A 20898-nucleotide genomic window follows, 5' to 3' on the forward strand; every position below is an offset into this window, starting at 1 on the left:
TGAACTGTTTGTTGTGGTGATTTTTTTATAAAATTTCTTAATAATACATAAAATTCATGTGTATATCGGATGTTCATATTTAAATTACCAAATTGGAGGATACAGGATCTTGCCTTTAAAACTGATGAGATTTCAACCCTTCAGTTGAAGATTTATAAAGAATTTTGCATTATTTAAAGTGAGATATTAATCTTTTAGAAATTTTAGATTGACTGAATATTCTAGAGAATCATACCTTTTCTTTATCTTGAGTAAGATCAATTCTCATAATTCCTAATAAAAATCAGGTTTTCAAGTGAAATAAAGTTCTCTCTCTGTTTAGAATTATTACAAATAAAGTTATATTTGCATTTCATTTATTTTTAATAAGACTAAATAAGGGTAATATGCAAGAGACTGGTAGAAAGAAATCCAAAGGTATCTTCAAAAAATATATTCTGAAAGCTCATTTGTGGCTAGGCCTGCTTTCCGGTATTATTGTTTTAATTGTTTCTTTATCAGGTGCATTTTTTGTTTTTAATGAAGATATTACTGCTGCATTGCGTAAAGAAGACATCTTTCATGGGGAGAAAGATATTCAGCATAAAAAACCAATCCCTTTACATGAGTTAAAAGATCTGGTTAATGCCCAACTGAAAAATGAAATCGTAAAAACAGATGAAGTAACCATTCCTATTGATCCTGCCCGTTCTTACCAATTTGGACTGATTAAAGGTAATCCTGATGGCTGGCATCACTTCAATAGCATTATTATCTATAAAAACGTGTATGTAAACCAATATACCGGAAAAGTACTTGCCATATATGATGTAAAAAATAATCCTTTCTTTATCTGTATGGCTCTGCATCGTTCTTTGCTGCTGAGCGATAAAGTGGGTGGTACTATTGTAGGTGTAGCTACAATTATTTTCGTAGTCATGCTGGTTACCGGAATTGTCTTATGGTGGCCAAAGAATAAAAAGATGCGTAAACAACGCTTATGGTTCCAATGGGAGAAGGTAAAAGGCTGGAGACGTAAGAACTATGATGTACACAATATCCTTGGGTTTTATGCCTCTTTTCTTGCTTTCATTGTAGCGATTACCGGAATTATGTATTCGTTCCGTATTACCCAAATGTGGGTTTATGTAGTACTTAATGGCTTCTCTTCAGCGACAACGGATTTCAGTAAGTATAAAACAACAGCTCCGGAATCTGCGGAATCTGTAACAACCATAGACCGTATTGTTGAACAGGTAAAAATTCATTATCCGGAAGCTTATTCCTTTGGGGTTGATCTGGAAGACCATGCCCAAGCAGACCATAAACATGAGAATTTAAGCATTTGGATTAAAGAAAAAGAATTTACTTATGCTGAATCTTCGATGATGATTTTTGATGAACATTCAGGAAAGCTGCTGTTTAATCATCCACACGAAAACAAGCCTATGGCTGAAAGAGCTACGGATGCTACCTATGATTTGCATGTGGGTGCGTTCTTCGGAATGCCCGGAAAAATATTGGCATTTATCATGAGTTTGTTCTGTGCCTCATTGCCGGTAACCGGATTTATGATCTGGTGGGGCCGAAAAAATAAAAAGAAAACAACAACCTAAACCCATTATTCATGAAGAAACACTATATATGGCTACCTTTAATGGCGAGCCTGAATGCTTACGGGCAAACGGAAAGCCAGAACGATTCTTTGCAGACAGATAAAGTTTCTGAGATTAGCGGCATCGTAGTAAAGGGCAACAAAGCGGTTTTTCAGCAGAAAGCTGATAAAATGATTTTTAATGTAGAAAACAGTGTATTATCTGATGGTACTACGGTGTTGGAAGTATTGGGCAAAACACCTGGGGTAGTAGTCTCTCAGGATGGCGAGCTGTCGTTACGTGGAAAGAAAGGTGTAAGTGTAATGATTAACGGTAAGCTCAGTTCCCTGTCCGCTAAGGAATTGGCCAATCTGTTACGTTCTACCAACTCTACTTTGGTAAAGAATATTGAAATTATTGCCAATCCTTCTTCCAAATACGATGCTGCCGGAAATGCCGGGATCATTAATATTGTTCTTAAAAAGAGTTCATTGGAGGGACTTAGCGGGAATTATTATGTGAACGGCGGAAGAGGTCGTAAGAATAGAGTTAATACCGGATTGAGTTTGAATTACACCCATAAGAAACTGTCTCTGCATGGAGATTACAGTTATACTTTCCGCGGTGAGGAAGAAAGAAAGGATTTCAGTCAGGTTTTTTTTGATGAAAAACAGCCTCAGCTGATGACTCGCAGAACAGATCAGAATTCAATAACTAATGAGCCTTTAACTTCCAATAACTTTAAAGTAGGAGCAGATTATGCTTTCAGTGATAAAACATCCATTGGTGCTTTATTCGATGCTAAAATAGGGCGATATGAAGATTTTTCGAAGGGTGAAAACAGAATATTTCAGCCTGTAGATAATTTGTTTGCCCATGTGCTTTCAGATAACAAAAGCAAAGAAAACTGGTATGATTATACCTATAACCTAAAGGGAACACACATTTTCAATGATAAGGATTATAAGGTAGATGTGGATCTGGAATATGAAACTTCACGTTTTACTTCCCATCAGCATCAGCTTTCGGATGTGTTAGTGAATCAAGGGACAGAGAAATTTAATAATAGGAGAGGGAGTATTGCTTCCCGCCTGAAAGTCTTCAATGCTAAAGTAGATTTCACACTTCCATTTAGCGAAAAACATAGTCTGGAAACAGGATTGAAGTCTACGATAAAATCTAATAATAACCCTTCTGAATATTTTATACAGCAGGGAAAAGAGTGGATTAATGACGATAAGGCAAGTAATGAATATGTATACAAAGAGCAGATTCATGCATTATATGCCAACTATAAGCTAAATCTTACGAAATGGACTTTCCAACTGGGATTGAGAACAGAAATGACCCATACAGACATCAACCAGAAAACATCTCAGGAGCAGCGAAAAAGAGAGTATACGAATCTGTTTCCGAGTGCCTCAATCAAATATCAGGTGAACGATCAGCATGGATTTTATGCTTCATACAGTAAAAGGATCAACAGACCAAGTCACTTCGATTTGAACCCATTCCGTTTTTACGACGACCCGTTCAATTACTGGCAAGGAAATCCGAATCTGAACCCAGAGTTTACCCATGCTACAGAATTAGGATATACCTGGGGAAAATACATCATAGCATCAGCTTATTTTAGTGTAACTAACGATGTAATGACAGAAGTTTACAATTATCAGCCGGACACAGGGATTCTTGTAAAAACTCAGGATAATCTGAACAAATCATATGTATACGGAGCCAATATAACGGCTACTACAAAGCTTTTCAATTGGTGGTCACTTACATCTATGTTCAATATTTTCAACAATGAGTATAAAGGGAATTATCAAAATTACTCGGTAAACAGTTCACAGCTGGCCTTTACGCTCAATGCCCAAAACAGTTTCAATATTGCAAAAGGTATGAAAGCCGAGATTAATGGACAGTATTTCTCAAAATCAAATATTGGACTGTTTATCCGTGATGCTTACTTTGATCTGACATTGGGGGTTTCGAAGACATTATTGAAGGATAAAGCAACTGTAAAATTAGCGGTAACGGATTTATTAAAAACAAATAATTACCGTGTAACAGGAGACAATTTCAGTTCTACTATCCGACAGAAATATAATCTGGACAGCCGTGTGATAACATTGTCATTCAATTACAAGCTTTAGAATATGATCCTTGTCAAGGTTAGAAACCTTGTCAAGGATAAACTTAATCGTGACAATCTAACCAGAAATAAAAAACTGTTCTCAAAATAATTGAGAACAGTTTTTTATTAAGTAAATATCCTATATTTTCTACGAAATTGAAAGACTCTGCTTAGTCATAGAGTTTATCAAATCTTGCAAAACCTGAGATATTATCCGGAAGCTTCATTCCTCTAGTTATTTTATCAGTTTGCAGATCATAGATCCATACATAGTTTCCTCCTTTACTAGCATTTACAGCAATGTATAATTTTTTATTCTGAACAAATACGGCTTGTTCATAAGGTTCATCTCCGGGCAGTTCATCCAATACTCTAACCAATTGTTTGGTTTGGATATCTACAATAGCATAACGGCCATTATAAGTGTTACCCAAAGCCGGATCACGGTATAGAATTACCATCTTATTATTACCAATATAATCGATCATTGTTTCCAATGTTTTACCTCCTACAAGATCTGTAAGATTGATCTGATAAGTCGCATCAGGTGAAGTAGCTCCTTTAAGCGTTCTGAAAAGCTGAATTTTACTTGTTCCAGCTCCTATACGTGGGAAACATGCATAATAAAAGGCTTCATTATCTTTTCTGAAAGCGGTTTTAAAATAAGGTGAACCATTAGCTACGCCAGAGCTTCGGTTGTCACCTACTGAATGTTTTACTTTGAAGGTGTTATAATCGATTACGGCAAAGTTGTAATATTCAGGAGTTATCCATTTTCCATTACGGTAGCTATACTGCAGATAGATTTGTCCGTCCATATAGGTCATAGAGCCTAGTGTATAGAAGTTATAGGCATCCGGAAAAGGTTGGAATCCTTCAATCTCACCTTGGCGGATAATACTAAGGTCTGAGGCATTGAAAACTGTATAACGGATATGCTGACCATCACCGGTTTCTCCAACCAATACCAAAGTATTATCATCTACCCATACATAGCTGGAAATATCGCTGATATAGGTATAAGGAACTTCTTTTGCCGTAGTCAGCCTATCTTGTGTATATTTAAACTTTTTGAAGACTCCCTGATCGGTTTTGTAGTTGTAAATAAAACCATTTTTTACAATGTAGGAATAGGTTCCCTTAGAATTAATCTCATCACCTTCTTTGGTAATATCCATGGCACCTTGGGTAAGGTCATTGGTAGCCGTCATATAGTGTACGGTATTAGGCCAGCTTCCTAAAGCGGAAAGAAGGAAATATTTATAGTCTTTTTCACCGCTTCCGGAACTTCCGGCATCTGGTTCACGTTCACAACCAATGATGGTTAAACATGTAAGTAATAAAAGTATACTGTTTCTGAAATATTGTGTCATGGTCTTTTACTTAAGTAGATATCTGAATTTTATATAGAAAGCACGTCCCTGCTTCTGAAGTTTGAAGTTATCATAAGCCAGTGCATCACTAAGATTGGTTACATCGAACGCCAAATTATATCTTCCGTTCTTCATAGAGTAGCTTATTCCTATGTTGTGAAGGGTTTGTCTTGGGATAATAGGAATGTTTCTTGGGTTTCCGTAAGTTTTCCAGTTCTTGTAAAACCATTCAGTCATTTGTAATCCATAGTAAAGCTCTACACGGCTGTCTTTCTGAAACCAGTCGTCTTTACCGATGCTTACATTCACATTTCCAAATAACCAAGGTTGGTTAGGCACATCTTTTTTGTAAGTTGCTGAAATAACATCTTCGCTGTTGTTGGCAAATTTTGTATTGTCATAAGCTTTGTTGTAGCTTACATTCATCAGCACATTCAGGAGTCTTTTATATTGATAATTTAGCTCTCCTTCCAGTCCGCGGGTAAGAATATTAGACAGGTTTTCATATTTGAAAGTACTGTTGTATAAATTAGGAACGGTGAAAATAAAATCCTTTGTATCACGGATGTATCCTGCACCTTCTACACGGAAAGCATGCTCGCCCCAATGATGGCTGTAATATAAACCTACATTTATATTATTACTGGTTTCAGGTTTCAGGTTCATATTACTGGTTATGGCAACACCATCTCCGAAGATTTCCTGTGGCTCTACCAAACGGTAAGAACGTTCAAAAGATCCTTTAATACCTAAATCTCTGGTGATTTTTACAGTGGTAGCAAAACCATAACCCCAATTACTGAAATTATCTTTTACCGGCTTATCAGTTCTGGTTACCTGATCGAAAACCATCTTCTGAAGTCCTACCTTATAATATTTAGCAAAGAAAATATTGGTCCAGTGTTTATTGAAAAATTCCTGTTGATAGGCCATAGACAAGATCTGCTTGGTCATCTTCGCCGGAACTACATCATCTTTCTCTTCCTCCAGTTTATTGAATGTAGTATTCTTAAGATAATCGAGTACATAGTTAAAGATCAGCTTATGATGGTCAACAATTCTGTAAGTTGCCCCTATCTGTGAATAAAGACGGTCTTCATGCTGCATGATTATGCTTCTGCCTCCTTTTTCACTGGTAGCGGAGGGTTCAAAAGTTCCATCCCAGCTATATTTACGCATAAGAGTATCGGTTGCTTTCTGAACACTTCTAGAGAAACCTGCGTACACATTCAAATCCAAATGGTCATTGAAGAGACTGGCCTTTTTATACTTCATAAAGTAATTATGAGCTTCTCCGGTTTGTTTTACTCCACCATACACCACATCCTGATTAGAACCTGTCTGTATCTGTTTATCAAAAACTGATTGCGACGCTCCTATAAAGAAAGAATCTGCCCAGCTTTTGTTTTCAATCCCGAGTTCAGCCATTCCAAAAACAGATTGATAGCGGTCATTAAAACGTTTTAGATTTCTTGGCTCGTATTCATTTTTGGCAGGATTCCAGATTTTCATATCCTTCATCAGATAGTTATTATCCGAATGGTTATAAAAACTGTTGATGCGTAGGATAATTCCCGTTTTATCATCCTTAAACTGTCCATTCAGATTAATTCTCTGCGTGTTAAAAGATCCTACACTGATCCCTGCATCCAGATAATTTTTGCTGCTTCCGGGAGTAATAATATTAACAGCTCCACCCATAGCATCGGTACTCAGATGAATAGGTACAACACCTTTATAAATCTCCACACGATCTGCCATATTTACTGGTAAGGTACTCAGATCTACACCTTTGCCGAGCATTTCCAAAGGAACACCATCTATAAAGAATTTTACGGCTTTACCGGACATTCCGTTAATAGAGAAGTTATAGTCGGAACCTACACCTCCTTGCTGACGAACTTTAATCCCTGTGGTTCTGTTCAAAACCTGATTAAGATCTGCCGTGGTATTGGCTAGTTTTGCAACATCTATGGCATTAACGGTAAAAGCACCGTCCTGCAGTGCTTTCACTTTACCTTTACCGTGTACAATAACTTCCTTTACCACCGATTGATCTTCTTCTAACTGAATACTTACCGGAGATCCTTCATTGCTAAAGTTCATTTTCTTTTTGAACTTTTTGTAGCCGTCCAAACTGAAAACTAATGTAGCTTCTCCTTTTTTGTAATGAATTCTGAAATTTCCGTTTTGATCGGTTTGTGTTTTAATTTTTGTGTTTTCAACAAAAATGGTTACTCCGTTTAATCCCTGTTTTTTGTGATCCTCTACAACTCCCTGAACGGATAAACCGGTATCCTGTGCTGTAATGTGGGAAATTGAAAGAGTGAAAATGAGAAAAATAAAAATTCGCTGATATAATTTCATTATTTATAATTATTATAAATAGCAAAATTAAAGTATCCCTATGAATCCTCAAAGGAAACTACTTCTTTATTTTTAATTATTCTAATTATAATTAATTTTCATTTGCAGATTGAATTTAAATACAATTTGTAATTGCTTTAAAATCAAATATTAAAAAATATAAAAGGCATTTTCTTTTCTTTTTTGTATGAAAAATATCATCTGTTATACAGGGTCCTATTCTAGGTATGTAGTCAGTTTTGATGGAGTTGTGGTGAAAACTTAATAATAAACCAATCTTTCTTTTAACTTATTTGTTCTCACAGAGTTTCAATCCTTCAGTGATAAAATCACCATATGAAATTTTTAATCCAACTAAGTCAGGATCATCCAGCCATATTTCTTCGATCTTGCTTATAGAAGGATTATGATCTGAAATTCCCTTTGCAGAACCATTAAGGTGTAGACTTTTCCATTACTGGCCTCACAGTAAATTTCTTTGTAGCCAGAACAATAAACTTCAATTTCATTTACAGAGAAGGGCCATTTTCCAGGATACTCTTCTTTTGTAAATTTTAAAGTAGGACGCTGAGTAGGACTCGAACAGGAAATGGTAATTAATAATAGTAAGAGATAATAGAATGTTTTCATAACAGTAAAATGTATCCAAATATAATATAGAGTCTATTACGTTTATTATGGATTTCCGTAATGACTAGTGAAAAATTCAATTGAAAGCTGTAGTTTTTCTGCCAATTAATAAAGAATAGTTTTATTTTATTAAAAAAATAATATATTTGAATGAAAATTATAATGTTGATTTACAGGTGTTTAAATGGTGGATTTAGTTTATCACTAAAAAAATAGTTGTTTGATTCAAATTTATTTCTACATTTGTATAACTAATTTCTTAGTGATATAGGAATTGCAATTTGTGTATCACTTTAATGATAAATGAAAGGACATGAAAAACCAGACTTTAACAAAGGCAGAAGAACAGGTAATGCAGTATGTATGGAAATTGGAAAAAGGATTTCTTAAAGATATTCTTGATCTGTTTCCTGAACCAAAACCACATACCAACACCGTTTCCACTATTTTAAAAGTATTAAAGGATAAGGAATTCGTAGACTATAATGTACACGGAAGACAGCATGAGTATTTTCCGTTGGTCACCAAAGAGCAGTATTCAGGAAAGACCATGAAGAGCCTTGTGAAAAATTATTTCAAAGGATCCTATAAAAGTGCCGTTTCATTTCTGGTAGAAAAGAATGAAATGACTGTAGAAGATCTTGAAATGTTACTGGACGAACTTAAAAACAAAGACTAATAACCATGGAAACTATACTTCTATACTTTGGAAAAGTAATTTTATGTTCAGGTGTAATGTTTCTGTATTATCAGTTGTCTTTAAAAGACAAGACATTCCATCATTATAACAGATTTTATCTTTTATTGGCAATTGTGATATCACTGTTGTTACCGCTTATTAAAGTGGATGATTTTACAATAGAAGTTAATAGTGATGTGTATTTGCTGCTTGATAAGATTCAAAATTTTAACACACAAAAAAACGTAAGCAATGGTAACCTTTATTTTAACATTATTTTTTCAGCTCTGGGACTGGTTTCTCTCTACTTTTTAGGGAAGCTTATCTACGGGATCTTTAAGATTCAGCAGTTTAAGGGACAGTTTCAGAAAGAAAGCTTTGACGGGATTAATTTTTACCGTACAGACCTTACCGAAGCTCCGTTTTCATATTTTAAAAACCTTTTCTGGAAGAATACCATTATCCTGGATTCTGATGTAGGGAAGCAGATTTTAAAACATGAAATGGTTCACATTGAACAGAAACACTCATTTGATAAGATCCTTATTGAAGTGGTTACAGCTGTTTTCTGGTTCAATCCGTTCTTTCATATCATTAAAAGAGAAATTAGTTTAATCCATGAATATCTGGCTGATAAAAAAGCCGTAAAGAATTCGGACACCAAAGCATTTGCGCAGATGCTTTTAGCAAGCCACTTTTCCGGAACCCAGTTGCCTGCTTCCAGTCCGTTTCTAAGTTCAAACCTTAAAAAAAGACTTAAAATGTTACAAAAACCAAAAACCAAATTCGGGTATGCGCGTAGAATCCTTGCGTTGCCGGTTTTATTCACTGTAGCTTTTGCTTATCTGGTAAACGCTAAGAACAGAGAAATTGAAGAAACTAACCTTTCTGTTAAAAAAGCACTTACAGAAATTAAAAATGATACTGTAAAAGAAAAAACAGAGCATAAAGAGAAAACAGGATTGCCTGACCCTGAAGATTCCAACAAGCAATTGGCTGAGCTTCAGAAAAAAATGGAAGGAAAACAGAAAGAGTTAAGTAAACTTGATCCTGACAGCAATGCTTTTGAAAAGAAAATGGAGGAAATAGATGAACTGGTTTCTGCCATGACTGAAATTACAGATGAATCCAGCAGACAGGTAGAAGCGTATTTTAATTCTCCTGAATGGAAAAAACAAATGGAGGAGCTTGAAAATATGGAGCCTCTTGATAAAAAAGAACTTCGAAAAATAGAGAGAGAAGCTGCAAAAGCGGCTAAGGAAGCTCAAAAAATAGGTAAGAAAGCCGCAAAATTGGGTGTGGATGCTGCAGAAATCGGAAGAAAAGCAGCTGAACAAGCCAGAATAGAAGTTGAAAAATCTAAAATTGATGTGGAAGCTGCAAAAAAAGCAGCTGAGCAGGCTAAGGTAATTGCAGAACAGGCAAGACAGGAAGCCGAGATTGCCACAAAGAACATGAGCTTCACAACAGTAAAAGGTTATCCCAAAGTAATGGTGCTGCAGGCAGATTTCATTAAAAGAGACGGAAATGGAAACATCACTATGAATGGGGTGAAGAAGTATAATATGAGAGGTATGGATAATATAAAATACTTCATTGATGGAGTTGAAATTTCCAAAGAAGAAGCTCATTCTCTAAAGCCTGAAAATATTGCAAGCATTAATATCATTAAGGAAAATGCAATACGGGGGACGCAGAATGAAATAAGAATTCAGACAAAAAAATAAAGTTCAACCAGGCTTTGCCAATATCGTATTGACAAAGCCTTTTTTATCATCCATTATGAAAAATAAGATTCTATTTTTTATGTTCCTGGGAATACTGGCTAATGCACAGATGAACAGGTTCTATTATGAATACAAATTTATTCCGGACTCCAACAATAAAGAGGATGTAAAGAAGGAAATAATGTTTCTGGATATTGATAAAAACGGATCAAACTATTACAGCCATGATAAATTTGTAGCAGATTCCACAATGAGAGCAGATCTTGAAAAACAGATCAATAATGGTGGCGGAAGTTTAAAAATGAACAAAACCGAAAGGCCAGGTGATGTTTCCTATAAAGTAACCAAGCAGTATCCTGATTTTAAAACTTATCTTTTCAGAAGCATCTCCATGGATAAATATAAAATCAAAGATGATAAAAAACCGGAATGGAAAATCTTATCTGATAAACAAAAAATTGGAGAATATAATGCTCAAAAAGCAACCACAAGCTTTGGCGGAAGAGAATGGACAGCATGGTTTACAACAGATATTCCCTTTCAGGATGGGCCGTATGTATTTTATGGACTTCCGGGACTTATTGTGAAAATAGAAGATGCTACAGGATCCCACAGTATGCAGTTGGTAGGAAATAAAACTGTACAAAATCAGAATGCTGAAAAAGAAGTTCAACTTCCTGAAAAAGTAAAGATATTAGGATTAGGAGGAAAGGAAATTGAAGTAACTAAAGATCAGTTTAAGAAAGCCTGGAAAGCCTATGTAAATGATCCTACAAAAGGTATGAGGGAGATGATGATGAGAAATGGTGGTGAATTGGGAACCCAGGTTGCTTTTAAAGTAAAAACAGCGGATGGAAAGGAGTTTTCAGATCCGAGCCAGATTTTCAAAGAAATGGAAAAAAGAACGAAAGATAAACTTCAAAAAGATAACAATCCGATAGAACCGGATCTGGTGAACTAAAATTATTATTTTCTACTGAACAGGATAACTCAAAAGGTTGTTCTGTTTTTTTTGTTAGGTAATAGGTAATAGGTAATAGGTAATAGGTTGGAGAGATTGTGGCTTTATTCCGGGGAAATATTTCTATTTTTAACAATCTTAAACGTCAAACTTTAAACGAGAAATCTTTATGACAGAAAAAGAAAAATGTAAAACAGGAATTTTATATGACGCGAATTATGATCCGGAACTTATTCAGGAGCGAATAGCCTGTAAAGATCTGTGCTTAGAATATAATGGATTGAAGAATTCTGATACAGAAGGAAGAAGTCAGGTGCTTAAAAGAATTTTAGGAAGTACAAAAGAAAACCTGTGTATTGAACCTTCTTTCTGGTGTGACTATGGCTATAATATTGAAGTAGGTGAGAACTTTTATTCCAATCATAATCTTGTGATTTTAGATTGTGCTAAGGTAGTATTCGGGGATAATGTTTTTATCGGGCCTAATTGTAGTTTTTATACAGCAGGACATCCACTTGATGTAAAACAGAGAAATGCCGGGTTGGAATATGCCCGTCCCATTACGGTAGGAGATAATGTATGGTTTGGCGGCAATGTAGTGGTTTTACCTGGCGTTACTATTGGAAATAATGCAGTAATAGGAGCAGGAAGTGTGGTTACCAAAGATATTCCGGAGAACGTTGTAGCGGTAGGAAACCCCTGTAAAGTTGTGAGAAATATTGAAGAGAATGAATAAAACAAAATCCCGGAACGAAGTTCCGGGATTTTTATATCTGATATAACAGTCCGTAATTAAGATAACTTTTGAGAATCAGCAATAAACTGAGCCAATCCGCTGTCTGTTAATGGGTGCTTTAATAAGCTCAAGATTGGAGGAAGTGGAGATGTAATCACATCAGCTCCAATTTTAGCACAGTCGATGATGTGCATTGAGTGACGGATAGAAGCTGCTAAGATTTCAGTTTCGAACATATAGTTATCGAAAATTAATCTGATCTCTTGGATAAGGTTTAATCCGTCTGTAGAAATATCATCTAATCTTCCAAGGAACGGAGAAACATAAGTAGCTCCTGCTTTAGCTGCTAAAAGAGCTTGTCCTGCAGAGAAGATCAATGTACAGTTAGTTCTGATTCCTTTATCAGAAAAATATTTTAATGCTTTGATACCATCCTTAATCATTGGGATTTTAACCACAATATTTGGGTGGATTGCAGCCAATTCGTCTCCTTCCTTAATCATTTCTTCATAAGTTGTAGAAAGTACTTCAGCAGAAATATCTCCGTCTACAAGCTCGCAGATCGTTTTATAATGGTTGTTGATTGCTTCAGTTCCCTGAATACCTTCTTTAGCCATTAATGAAGGGTTGGTAGTTACACCATCTAAGATTCCAAGATCTTTAGCTTCCTTGATTTGCTCTAAATTAGCTGTGTCAATAAAAAATTTCATTTTGTTAAATAGATTTATTACTGCAAAGATAAGTCATTTAATTGAGTTCTGAGATATGATTTTTTCAGGAACGGAGTTCGGGAGGGAGAGCGTTAGTGTTTTAGAGTAATAGAGATGTTAAGGTTATAAAGAGTAAAAGTGAATAGGTAAATTGGAGAGAGAAAGGATAAAATCTAATGATAAAAAAACACTGAAAAACAACTCTGGAGAAAATAGCTAATTATGCCTCACATTCCCCTTCTCTGAAGGGGTGGCTTTTTACAAAGCAAAAAGACGGGGTAGTTTATCATGAGTAGTAAGCAATAGTTGTGGTCACCAAAAGAATTGGAGGTAATATAAAATCTATTAGTTAATTTTGTTTTAATTCAATCGTCATGAAAAACACCACCTTTACAGCCACTTTAGAAATCATAGGAATCAATCCTTTCGTTTTTATTCCAGAAGAAATTCTGGAAGATATTTTTGAAGCCTCAGGAAAAAATAAAAGTCCGATTCCGGTGAAAGGAACGGTTAATGGAAAAGAATTTCAGCAAAACCTGATGAAATATCTGGGCGAGTGGAGGCTATATGTGAATTTAATAATGCTGAAAAATTCTCCAAAAAGGATTGGAGAAACCATTGAAGTGAGGTTGGAATATGATAACTCAGACAGAAGTATTTCCATTCATCCTCAATTGGAACAAGCCATACAAGATAGTACATTGGCTACGAGTAACTTTGAAAAACTGATTCCTTCCAGACGACATGAATTAATCCGTTATATCAACAATCTGAAAACAGAAGCCAGCATCCGGCGTAATATTGAAAAAATTATCCGGCATTTGCATGGAGAAACAGATTTCTTTGGGAAGACAATTGAGTAGAATCAAGATTTTGTGAAGAGATCAGGTTAAATAAAAAACAAACTCCGGAAATGTCTTCCGGAGTTTGTTTCTTTAGTTATGAATTTAAAGCTTTGCTCAATTTTATAGCATCCTGGTTGTTAGGATCGTATTTCAATGATTTTGCAATATGTTCTTTTGCCTTATTCGGATCAGTTTGCTGTTCTGAGAAGGCAATATAGAAGTAAGCATAGGCCAGATTTTTCTTATTCTGCTCTACTTCTTCCGGTTTTACAGCGGCAACATACTTTTCATAGGCCATCTTTGCATTGGCATCATCTTTAGCTGACTGATAAGCATAAGCCTGGCTGTAATAAGACGGAGCCCAATCAGGTAATAAAACGGATATTTTTTTCCAGGTTTCAATTGCATTGGTCCAGTCTGATGCTTCCTGGTAAATAGTGGCCAGTTTAGCTAAGGCTTCCGTATCTTTTGGATTGGTTTCAATTTGTTTTTTAAGACCTTCAATAGTAGGGTTTTGTTGAGTTGTAGCAGCCTGAGTTGCTGTACTGTTTGCACTGTCCGTTTGAGTGGTTTGTGCAGTTACAAAACTTGCGCTTCCTACAAGAATTAAACCTGCAAATAGGTTTTTGATGTTAACTTTCGGCATTTTCATAATCTTATATTTTATAATTCGGATTTCTAAAATTCAATAATAATTCCATAAAAGCTCAAATTTTAGAGGTTTTAAGGTTTTTTAGAAAATATTAACGGGATTCCTGTTTTTTTTAGATTAATTTTTGATTCGTTGAGGTTAGAACTTATCTTTGTAAGTCTATTTTTATAATCAAAATAATCCTATGAATATCATATTAGCTTCTACTTCTACGCTTTTCGGCGGAGAATATCTGGAATATTTAAGAGCAGAATTAATCCAATTATATGCAGGAATTGACGAAATAGTTTTTGTTCCTTTTGCAAGACCGGGAGGTATTTCCCATGATGATTATACGGCAAAAGCCCGTTCTTTTTTCGAAACCATCAACATCAAAGTAAAAGGATTGCATGAGTTTGAAAATAAAACTGAAGCTTTAAACCAGGCAAAAGGTTTCTTTACCGGCGGTGGCAATACATTTTTATTGGTGAAAACATTACACGAAGAAGGTTTAATGTCTGTGTTAAAAGAAAATGTAACCAACGGAAAACCATACCTTGGATGCAGCGCAGGAAGCAATATCGGAGGGCAGAATATGAAAACAACGAACGATATGCCGATTGTATATCCGCCAAGCTTCGACTGTATGGGATTGGTTCCGTTTAATCTTAATCCACATTATCTTGATCCGAATCCGGATTTAAAACATAACGGAGAAACAAGAGAAACCCGTATCATGGAATTTCTTACCCAAAATAATATGAAGGTAGTAGGTCTTAGAGAAGGAAACTGGATCAGAAGAGTTAATGATACTATTACGGTAGAAGGAAGTGAGTTGACCAGAATTTTTGAAAAAGGAAAAGAACCTTACGAAATAGTAGCAGGAAGTTCTTTATAATGAAACAGCAGGACATCAATAGCTTTATAGAACGAAACCTGAAGAATTTTTCAGTAAACAGTACCGGTTGGAATGATCTGATCGGAAACATGCTCTCTGAATTGGTGGCTGCAGGCTGGAATATGGAACATGATGTTTTTGGAAAAGAGAAATTCGGGGGACTGCGTTGCTATATTTATTCTGAAAATGAAGAATTGAATGCCAGGCTGAGAAAAATCACCAATAAATATGCCCGACTGTCTGGAAAGGTCTGTGAGATTTGTGGTCATGAAGGGAAACTCAGAATGATTAATTCGTGGGAAACCACCTTATGCATTCATCATTTTATTGATCAGAAGCCCATCATGGAAATTGATGAAAATGAGAATATCGTTTATAAACAGAACCCTATTCTGAACATGAAAGATATTGTAAAAGCGGAAGTAGAATTTGATTTGCAAACATTGAAACTTTACATTAAAAAGAAGATCAATACTGATGAATATTTCTCTTTTTCCACACAGGAACCGAATTATTATCTGCTTTTAAAGACTGTTCCTCTACATTTGTTTTCTGAAGATAGGCAGAGCAGAATTTCGGATTTGTTCCAGAATCTAAAAGATTGTGAAGTGTGCGGACATAAAGCACTATATCATAAATCCTGTTTACGTTGCCATAATGAACCTTGGGGTGCCAGTAAATATCACGAGGAAGATTATGGAGAAAAGCTCGAATATTTAAAAGAATGTCAAATGGATATGTTCATAGACGAGGATGGCTATGAGGATTATTTTAATTATGATTGTTCTTTTGATAAAATTCCTGGCCATGAAATTCTTTTCACTCTCGATGATCTAGAGGAATATAAAAAGCTTTTATTTTAACTATATTTGAGTTAGAATTTTAAATAAAGTAATAGATACAATTTTAAATGACTGTCATTCCAACGCAGAAGGATCTCATTGGCAACTTAGGTTCTTCATTTGACTTCTGAACTGCGTGCACAAGCTTTCAGTTGGTATTTGGAATGATACGTTTAGTATAAAACAACAATGCAATGAAAAAAACACTTGCAGTTCTCACTCTTTCTGTACAGATGGTTTCGGCCCAAAATATAGCTCAGAAACTAGACAAAGCAACCAAAGATCTTATGGATTCTTCAGGTGCGGTTGCCTCCAGTTTATCATTTTATGTGTCAGATGAAAGTGGCAATTTTATATACGAATATCAGGGAAGCAAAGGCCTTTCTACCGCTTCTACTCAAAAAATATTTACAGCCGCTGCTGCCTTAGAAGCATTAGGGAAAAATTATACCTATACTACCACTTCAAGCTATTCCGGAAGTATATCTGGCGGGAATCTGAACGGAAACCTCTTCATTAGTTCCAATGGTGATCCTACTCTGGGAAGCTGGCGATATGAAGCCTATAAACCTGAAAGTTTTAAAAAGAAACTGATAGAAGCTATTAAAAACTCCGGGATTACAAAGATTTCCGGTGATCTGGTGATTGATGATTCTTATTTTGACCATCAGACAATTCCCGGCGGATGGCCGTGGGATGATCTTGGAAATTATTATGGTGCAGGAGTTTGGGGAATCAATTGGAGAGAAAACCAATTTGATATCAACATCAATGGAACCGATTTTAAAAGCTTTTCCTATCCTTTGGAAAACGTAAAATGGCTGAATGATCTGAAAGCAGGTGGCAGTTCCGATCAAAGTTTAATCTTTACAGCTCCTCATTCCAATGTAGCACTGATTAACGGAATGCTTCCGGGAGGAAAAACGGTAACGGTTTCAGGTTCTACACCTAATCCACCTGTACAGCTGGCAACGGAAGTGAAGCAATGGTTAAAAGAATCCGGCATTGAACTTTCGGGAAAAGCAATCACCAATTCACAGATTGAGTTAGATGGAAAACAAGCACTGGAAGCTCCTAAAAATAATGTTATTCTTACCTACCAATCTCCAACACTCGATAAAATAATCTATTGGTTTTTGAGAAAAAGTGTCAACCTTTATGGGGAAACGCTGATTAAAACCTTAGGAAAAGAGAAAAAAGGAAATCCAAGTTTTAAAAGTGGAGTAGCATATTTGAAAGAATTCTGGAAATCAAAAGGAATCAATCCGAATATGATAAACTTTGCAGATGGAAGCGGACTTTCTCCGCAGAATTATGTGGCGGCAAAAGCTGAAGTGCAGGCACTTTTATATGCCAAAAAACAATCCTGGTTTGAATCGTATTATGATGGCTTCCCGGTTCAGGACAACGGCATGAAAATGAAAAGCGGAACAATGAGGGATACGAAATCCTTTGCAGGTTACCACACGGCAAAAGATGGGAAAAAATATGTGTTTTCAATTATTGTCAATAATTATCAGGGGAGTGGAAGTGCAGAACTGCAGAAAATTCTTAACGTTTTAAAATAATTAACTTTGAGGAAATCCATATTAACCAGACTGAATAACTGGATCATTTTTGTTGTCATGACTACCTTGGTAATTGCCATTGTAGTGTCTTCTACAACATTAATTAATTTCCTGAGAAAAGAGGAGATTAAAAGGATAAATTTACTTTCCAAGGCTATCAGAATACAGCAGGAAGTAAAAAGTCCTGATACTGATGTTCTGGATCTGTTACCTGAGATTCTTAATATTAATAATACCATTCCGTTTATTGTGACGGATAAATATAAAAATCCTATCCTTGAGTTGGGATATTATCGTAATATTCCTGAAAGTACAATCAAGAATCCAGAAAAGCTTCATAATCTGATTATGAATATGGAGAAAAACTACGACCCGATTGAAATTAAAGTTCCGGATGGGAATAATCAGTTTGTATATTATGATAATTCACGATTGCTGAATAATCTGAGGTATTCACCTTATATTTTAGGATTGTTTATTCTGTTGTATTTCGGATTTACTTTCTGGTTTTTTAAGACCATAAAAAAAACAGATGAAGGCTATCTGTGGGCAGGTCTGGCTAAAGAAACCGCGCATCAGATCGGGACTCCTTTATCCTCAATGATCGGCTGGATGGAAATCATGAAGATGGAAAATCCGGATTCTGAAGGGGTACATGAGATAGAAAAAGATATTGAAAGGCTAAGAACCATTTCTGAACGTTTTTCAAAAATAGGTTCCGTTCCTGAACTGAATGATATGAATTTCAACGAAATGATTCAGGAAAATTATGACTATTTAAAAACAAGAATTTCAAGAAAAGTTGATTTTACGCTTCACCTTCCTGCTTATAAAGTATTAGTTCCCCATAATAAAATCCTGATGAGCTGGGTAATTGAAAACCTTGTGAAAAATGCTGTGGATGCCATGAAAGGAGAAGGTGCCATCGTGATGTCGGTTTTTGAAAGAAATAAAAATATTCTGATAGAAGTCAAAGACAATGGCAGCGGAATGACGAGTCAACAGGCAAGAAATGCTTTTAAACCTGGATATTCAACCAAGAAAAGAGGTTGGGGACTGGGATTGTCATTAGCTCAGAGAGTTATTCACGAATATCATAATGGAGATATTAAGATTTCCCAGACAGAGGTTGGAAAAGGAACTACATTCAGAATTACGATAAGAAAGGTATAGAATGATTAAGAAGGCTCTAGCATAACTTCTAAGAAAAACAAAAGCGAGGATATTCTCCTCGCTTTTCTATTTATTTTTTACCTGTCAGCCATTGAGTCTGCAGTTTCATTTCTTCCGGCGTTGGATTGGCTTTAAACTGAAGCGTTTCCATACTTAATTTATCCAGAATAGCTTTTCCTTTAAGAGTCATTTTTTCCTTCTTACCTGCATTATCTCTTAAAATAGTTACGGTAACATCCTGTCCTTCTTTAATCGTTTTGGTATATCCGATAAGTTCCTGGATTTTTTGAATGTCAATAGTCTTTCCATCCAGAGCAAGTATCTGATCGGTAATTTTAAATCCTATGCTTTTGGCAAATGGAGATAAGGCAGAATTTTCATCAAAAGCCAGAGCTTTGTTCTTGTCATCATAACCTGTCTGATTCGGATCTTTAATGAACCAGAAAATAGGTGGCGTTTCCTGTTTGCGAACTTCCACACCTACCATCTTCAGATATTCAGCATAAGGAGTAGGCTGGCTTCCTGCAATGTATTTATTATAGAAATCTTTTACCTGAGAATAACCTGTTACTGTTACCAATTCATCAATCAGTTTATCATCTTTGAACGGTTTGTTTTCCCCGAATCTTTGAGATAATTTTCGGATCATATCGCGGTAACCCATTTCTCCATTGGAAAGCTTTCTCAGTTCAATATCCATGCACATGGCCAGAAGAGCTCCTTTTTCATACACGTTTCTGTATTGATCCTTATATTGATCTTGTAATACATTTTTACTCATTACCGTAAATGGCATGGTATCATTGTAATTCTTGGAGTTGGTGATCTTTTCTCCGATTCTTTTAAGAAATTCGTCTTTGTTGATAAGACCTTCCTGAATCTGGAATAAGTTGGCAAAATATTCAGTTCCTCCTTCATACATCCATAGATGCTGAGACATTTTCGGATCTGCATAATTAAAGTAATGGATCTCCTCAGAATGCGTTTTCAAAGGATTAACCGTGTGGAAGAATTCATGAGAAACCACATCTGTAATAGTTTGGTCAATAGCATCCTTAGGCATGGCTTCAGGAAGAACTACGCTTGTAGACTCATGATGTTCTAACGCTCCAAAACCTTTTACCATAGGACCATCACCACCAGACAGATAAAGCATGATAGCATACTTTTTATTGGTATTCATATCCCCAAGGAATTTCTTTTGAGCCACAACCATTTTTTCAAGATTGTCCTTGAAGTCTGTAGCTTTATATTTTCCGGTTGGGGAGTAAACTCCCAAAACAAGATCCATTCCGCCAGCATTGAAGGTGATATAATCCGGTTTAGTATACATGAGTGGAGAATCCGTCACCTTTGCATAATTGGCAAGCGTATAAGTATCTGTAGATTCAGATTTGTCCTGATCTACCAATGCTGTTGTTCCGTAGAAATCAGTTGGTTTTTGAATAACAAGCTGATAAGGTACATCCTGCATATTTTCTATATAGCCAATGAAACCGTGGGTATTAATCATATAGACTTTTCCTGCTTCAATATCAGTTCCTGATGGGGAAAATACGGCTTTATGTTTTGAAGTATTCATTTCTTCATCAAAACTATCATTTACAAGATAAGAGATCTTGCTAAGGTTTTGCGCGTTTTTCAATGAATAGCTGTTATCATTAACTTTTGTGAAGGCCAATTCCTTTCCTTTGTTGTCATAAAACTTTATGCCCTCTACAAACCTTCCATAATCATCTACAGAATAAGTTCCCGGAACCGTTTTTGGAAAATGAAATTTGATATCTCCCGATTTCATTTTCGGAAACTCCATTGTAACGGCTACTTTATCATCTTTTACATTAACGAGGTCAATAGTGGTTTTTATAGATTGGGCATTCGCTAAAAAAGCGGCAAAGAGGCCTAAGCTAAGTGCTGTTTTTCTCATTAGGTTTAAATTTATAGTTAAATAGTTGCTTATTTTTCCATTTTGTTACGGAATGAAGTATTAAACTTTTCTTAAAAATTTTAAATAAAAGCAAAAAGGCAAACCTGCTGATCTGCAAAT

17 protein-coding genes are annotated in these 20898 nt (G+C 35.6%); 11 read left to right on the forward strand and 6 right to left on the reverse strand.

Translation table 11 applies throughout. The features are described 5' to 3' along the window. The first annotated feature begins 386 nt into the window (after positions 1-386). Entirely contained in the window at positions 387-1595 is a 1209-nt protein-coding gene (locus BLS98_RS10115) for a PepSY-associated TM helix domain-containing protein (protein ID WP_089736106.1), read from the forward strand. A gap of 11 nt (positions 1596-1606) precedes the next feature. Further along, positions 1607-3730 (forward strand): outer membrane beta-barrel family protein, encoded by a 2124-nt coding sequence (locus BLS98_RS10120; protein WP_089736108.1) that lies wholly within the window; start codon positions 1607-1609, stop codon positions 3728-3730. 151 nt (positions 3731-3881) lie between these two features. Here the strand turns inward: BLS98_RS10120 and BLS98_RS10125 are convergent, their stop codons facing one another. The 3 genes from BLS98_RS10125 to BLS98_RS10135 form a co-directional block, all read right to left on the reverse strand. Next, a complete protein-coding gene (locus tag BLS98_RS10125; protein WP_089736110.1) occupies positions 3882-5084 on the reverse strand; it encodes a YncE family protein in 1203 nt (400 codons plus the stop codon). A gap of 6 nt (positions 5085-5090) precedes the next feature. Continuing rightward, positions 5091-7451, reverse strand: coding sequence for a TonB-dependent receptor (locus BLS98_RS10130; RefSeq protein WP_089736112.1), 2361 nt, complete (start codon positions 7449-7451; stop codon positions 5091-5093). A gap of 393 nt (positions 7452-7844) precedes the next feature. Beyond that, positions 7845-8081, reverse strand: a complete 237-nt coding sequence (locus tag BLS98_RS10135) for a hypothetical protein (RefSeq protein WP_228425182.1) — start codon at positions 8079-8081, stop codon at positions 7845-7847. Positions 8082-8394: 313 nt separating this feature from the next. On the opposite strand from BLS98_RS10135, the gene BLS98_RS10140 reads away from it, so the two are divergent. The 4 genes from BLS98_RS10140 to BLS98_RS10155 all read left to right on the forward strand — a co-directional run bounded on the left by BLS98_RS10140 (position 8395) and on the right by BLS98_RS10155 (position 12184). Beyond that, the gene (locus BLS98_RS10140; RefSeq protein ID WP_089736114.1) at positions 8395-8760 is read left to right on the forward strand and encodes a BlaI/MecI/CopY family transcriptional regulator; all 366 of its coding nucleotides are present in this window, start codon (positions 8395-8397) and stop codon (positions 8758-8760) included. Between the two features lie 5 nt (positions 8761-8765). Beyond that, positions 8766-10487, forward strand: a complete 1722-nt coding sequence (locus BLS98_RS10145; protein WP_089736116.1) for a M56 family metallopeptidase — start codon at positions 8766-8768, stop codon at positions 10485-10487. A 55-nt stretch (positions 10488-10542) separates the two neighbouring features. Further along, positions 10543-11448, forward strand: a complete 906-nt coding sequence (locus tag BLS98_RS10150) for a GLPGLI family protein (protein ID WP_089736118.1) — start codon at positions 10543-10545, stop codon at positions 11446-11448. 169 nt (positions 11449-11617) lie between these two features. Further along, complete coding sequence (locus BLS98_RS10155; protein ID WP_089736120.1) at positions 11618-12184, forward strand: sugar O-acetyltransferase; 567 nt, start codon at positions 11618-11620, stop codon at positions 12182-12184. Positions 12185-12240: 56 nt separating this feature from the next. On the opposite strand, the gene fsa is transcribed toward BLS98_RS10155, so the two are convergent. Next, positions 12241-12894, reverse strand: coding sequence for a fructose-6-phosphate aldolase (gene fsa / locus BLS98_RS10160; protein ID WP_089736122.1), 654 nt, complete (start codon positions 12892-12894; stop codon positions 12241-12243). 374 nt (positions 12895-13268) lie between these two features. Between fsa and BLS98_RS10165 the strand changes: the two genes are divergently transcribed. Next, positions 13269-13757 carry a YdeI/OmpD-associated family protein gene (locus BLS98_RS10165; protein ID WP_089736124.1) on the forward strand — a complete coding sequence of 163 codons (489 nt, stop codon included), beginning with the start codon at positions 13269-13271 and terminating at the stop codon, positions 13755-13757. A gap of 76 nt (positions 13758-13833) precedes the next feature. Here BLS98_RS10165 and BLS98_RS10170 read toward each other — a convergent pair whose 3' ends face one another. Beyond that, positions 13834-14391, reverse strand: coding sequence for a tetratricopeptide repeat protein (locus BLS98_RS10170; protein ID WP_089736125.1), 558 nt, complete (start codon positions 14389-14391; stop codon positions 13834-13836). A 184-nt stretch (positions 14392-14575) separates the two neighbouring features. Between BLS98_RS10170 and pepE the strand changes: the two genes are divergently transcribed. From pepE to BLS98_RS10190, 4 genes are all read left to right on the forward strand, one after another. Further along, a complete protein-coding gene (pepE, locus tag BLS98_RS10175; RefSeq protein WP_089736127.1) occupies positions 14576-15268 on the forward strand; it encodes a dipeptidase PepE in 693 nt (230 codons plus the stop codon). Continuing rightward, a complete protein-coding gene (locus tag BLS98_RS10180) occupies positions 15268-16131 on the forward strand; it encodes a hypothetical protein (RefSeq protein WP_089736129.1) in 864 nt (287 codons plus the stop codon). The genes pepE and BLS98_RS10180 overlap by 1 nt, the downstream gene beginning before the upstream one ends. Before the next feature lie 173 nt (positions 16132-16304). Then, on the forward strand, positions 16305-17678 hold the full coding sequence (dacB, locus tag BLS98_RS10185) for a D-alanyl-D-alanine carboxypeptidase/D-alanyl-D-alanine endopeptidase (RefSeq protein ID WP_089736131.1): 1374 nt from the start codon (positions 16305-16307) through the stop codon (positions 17676-17678). A 6-nt stretch (positions 17679-17684) separates the two neighbouring features. Beyond that, the gene (locus tag BLS98_RS10190) at positions 17685-18851 is read left to right on the forward strand and encodes a sensor histidine kinase (RefSeq protein WP_089736133.1); all 1167 of its coding nucleotides are present in this window, start codon (positions 17685-17687) and stop codon (positions 18849-18851) included. Positions 18852-18921: 70 nt separating this feature from the next. Here BLS98_RS10190 and BLS98_RS10195 read toward each other — a convergent pair whose 3' ends face one another. Next, positions 18922-20778: a M61 family metallopeptidase gene (locus BLS98_RS10195; RefSeq protein WP_089736135.1), complete on the reverse strand. Its 1857-nt coding sequence runs from the start codon at positions 20776-20778 to the stop codon at positions 18922-18924. Between the last annotated feature and the right edge of the window lie 120 nt (positions 20779-20898).

This window comes from Chryseobacterium jejuense (genome assembly GCF_900100075.1).
Classification (GTDB): Bacteria; Bacteroidota; Bacteroidia; order Flavobacteriales; family Weeksellaceae; genus Chryseobacterium; species Chryseobacterium jejuense.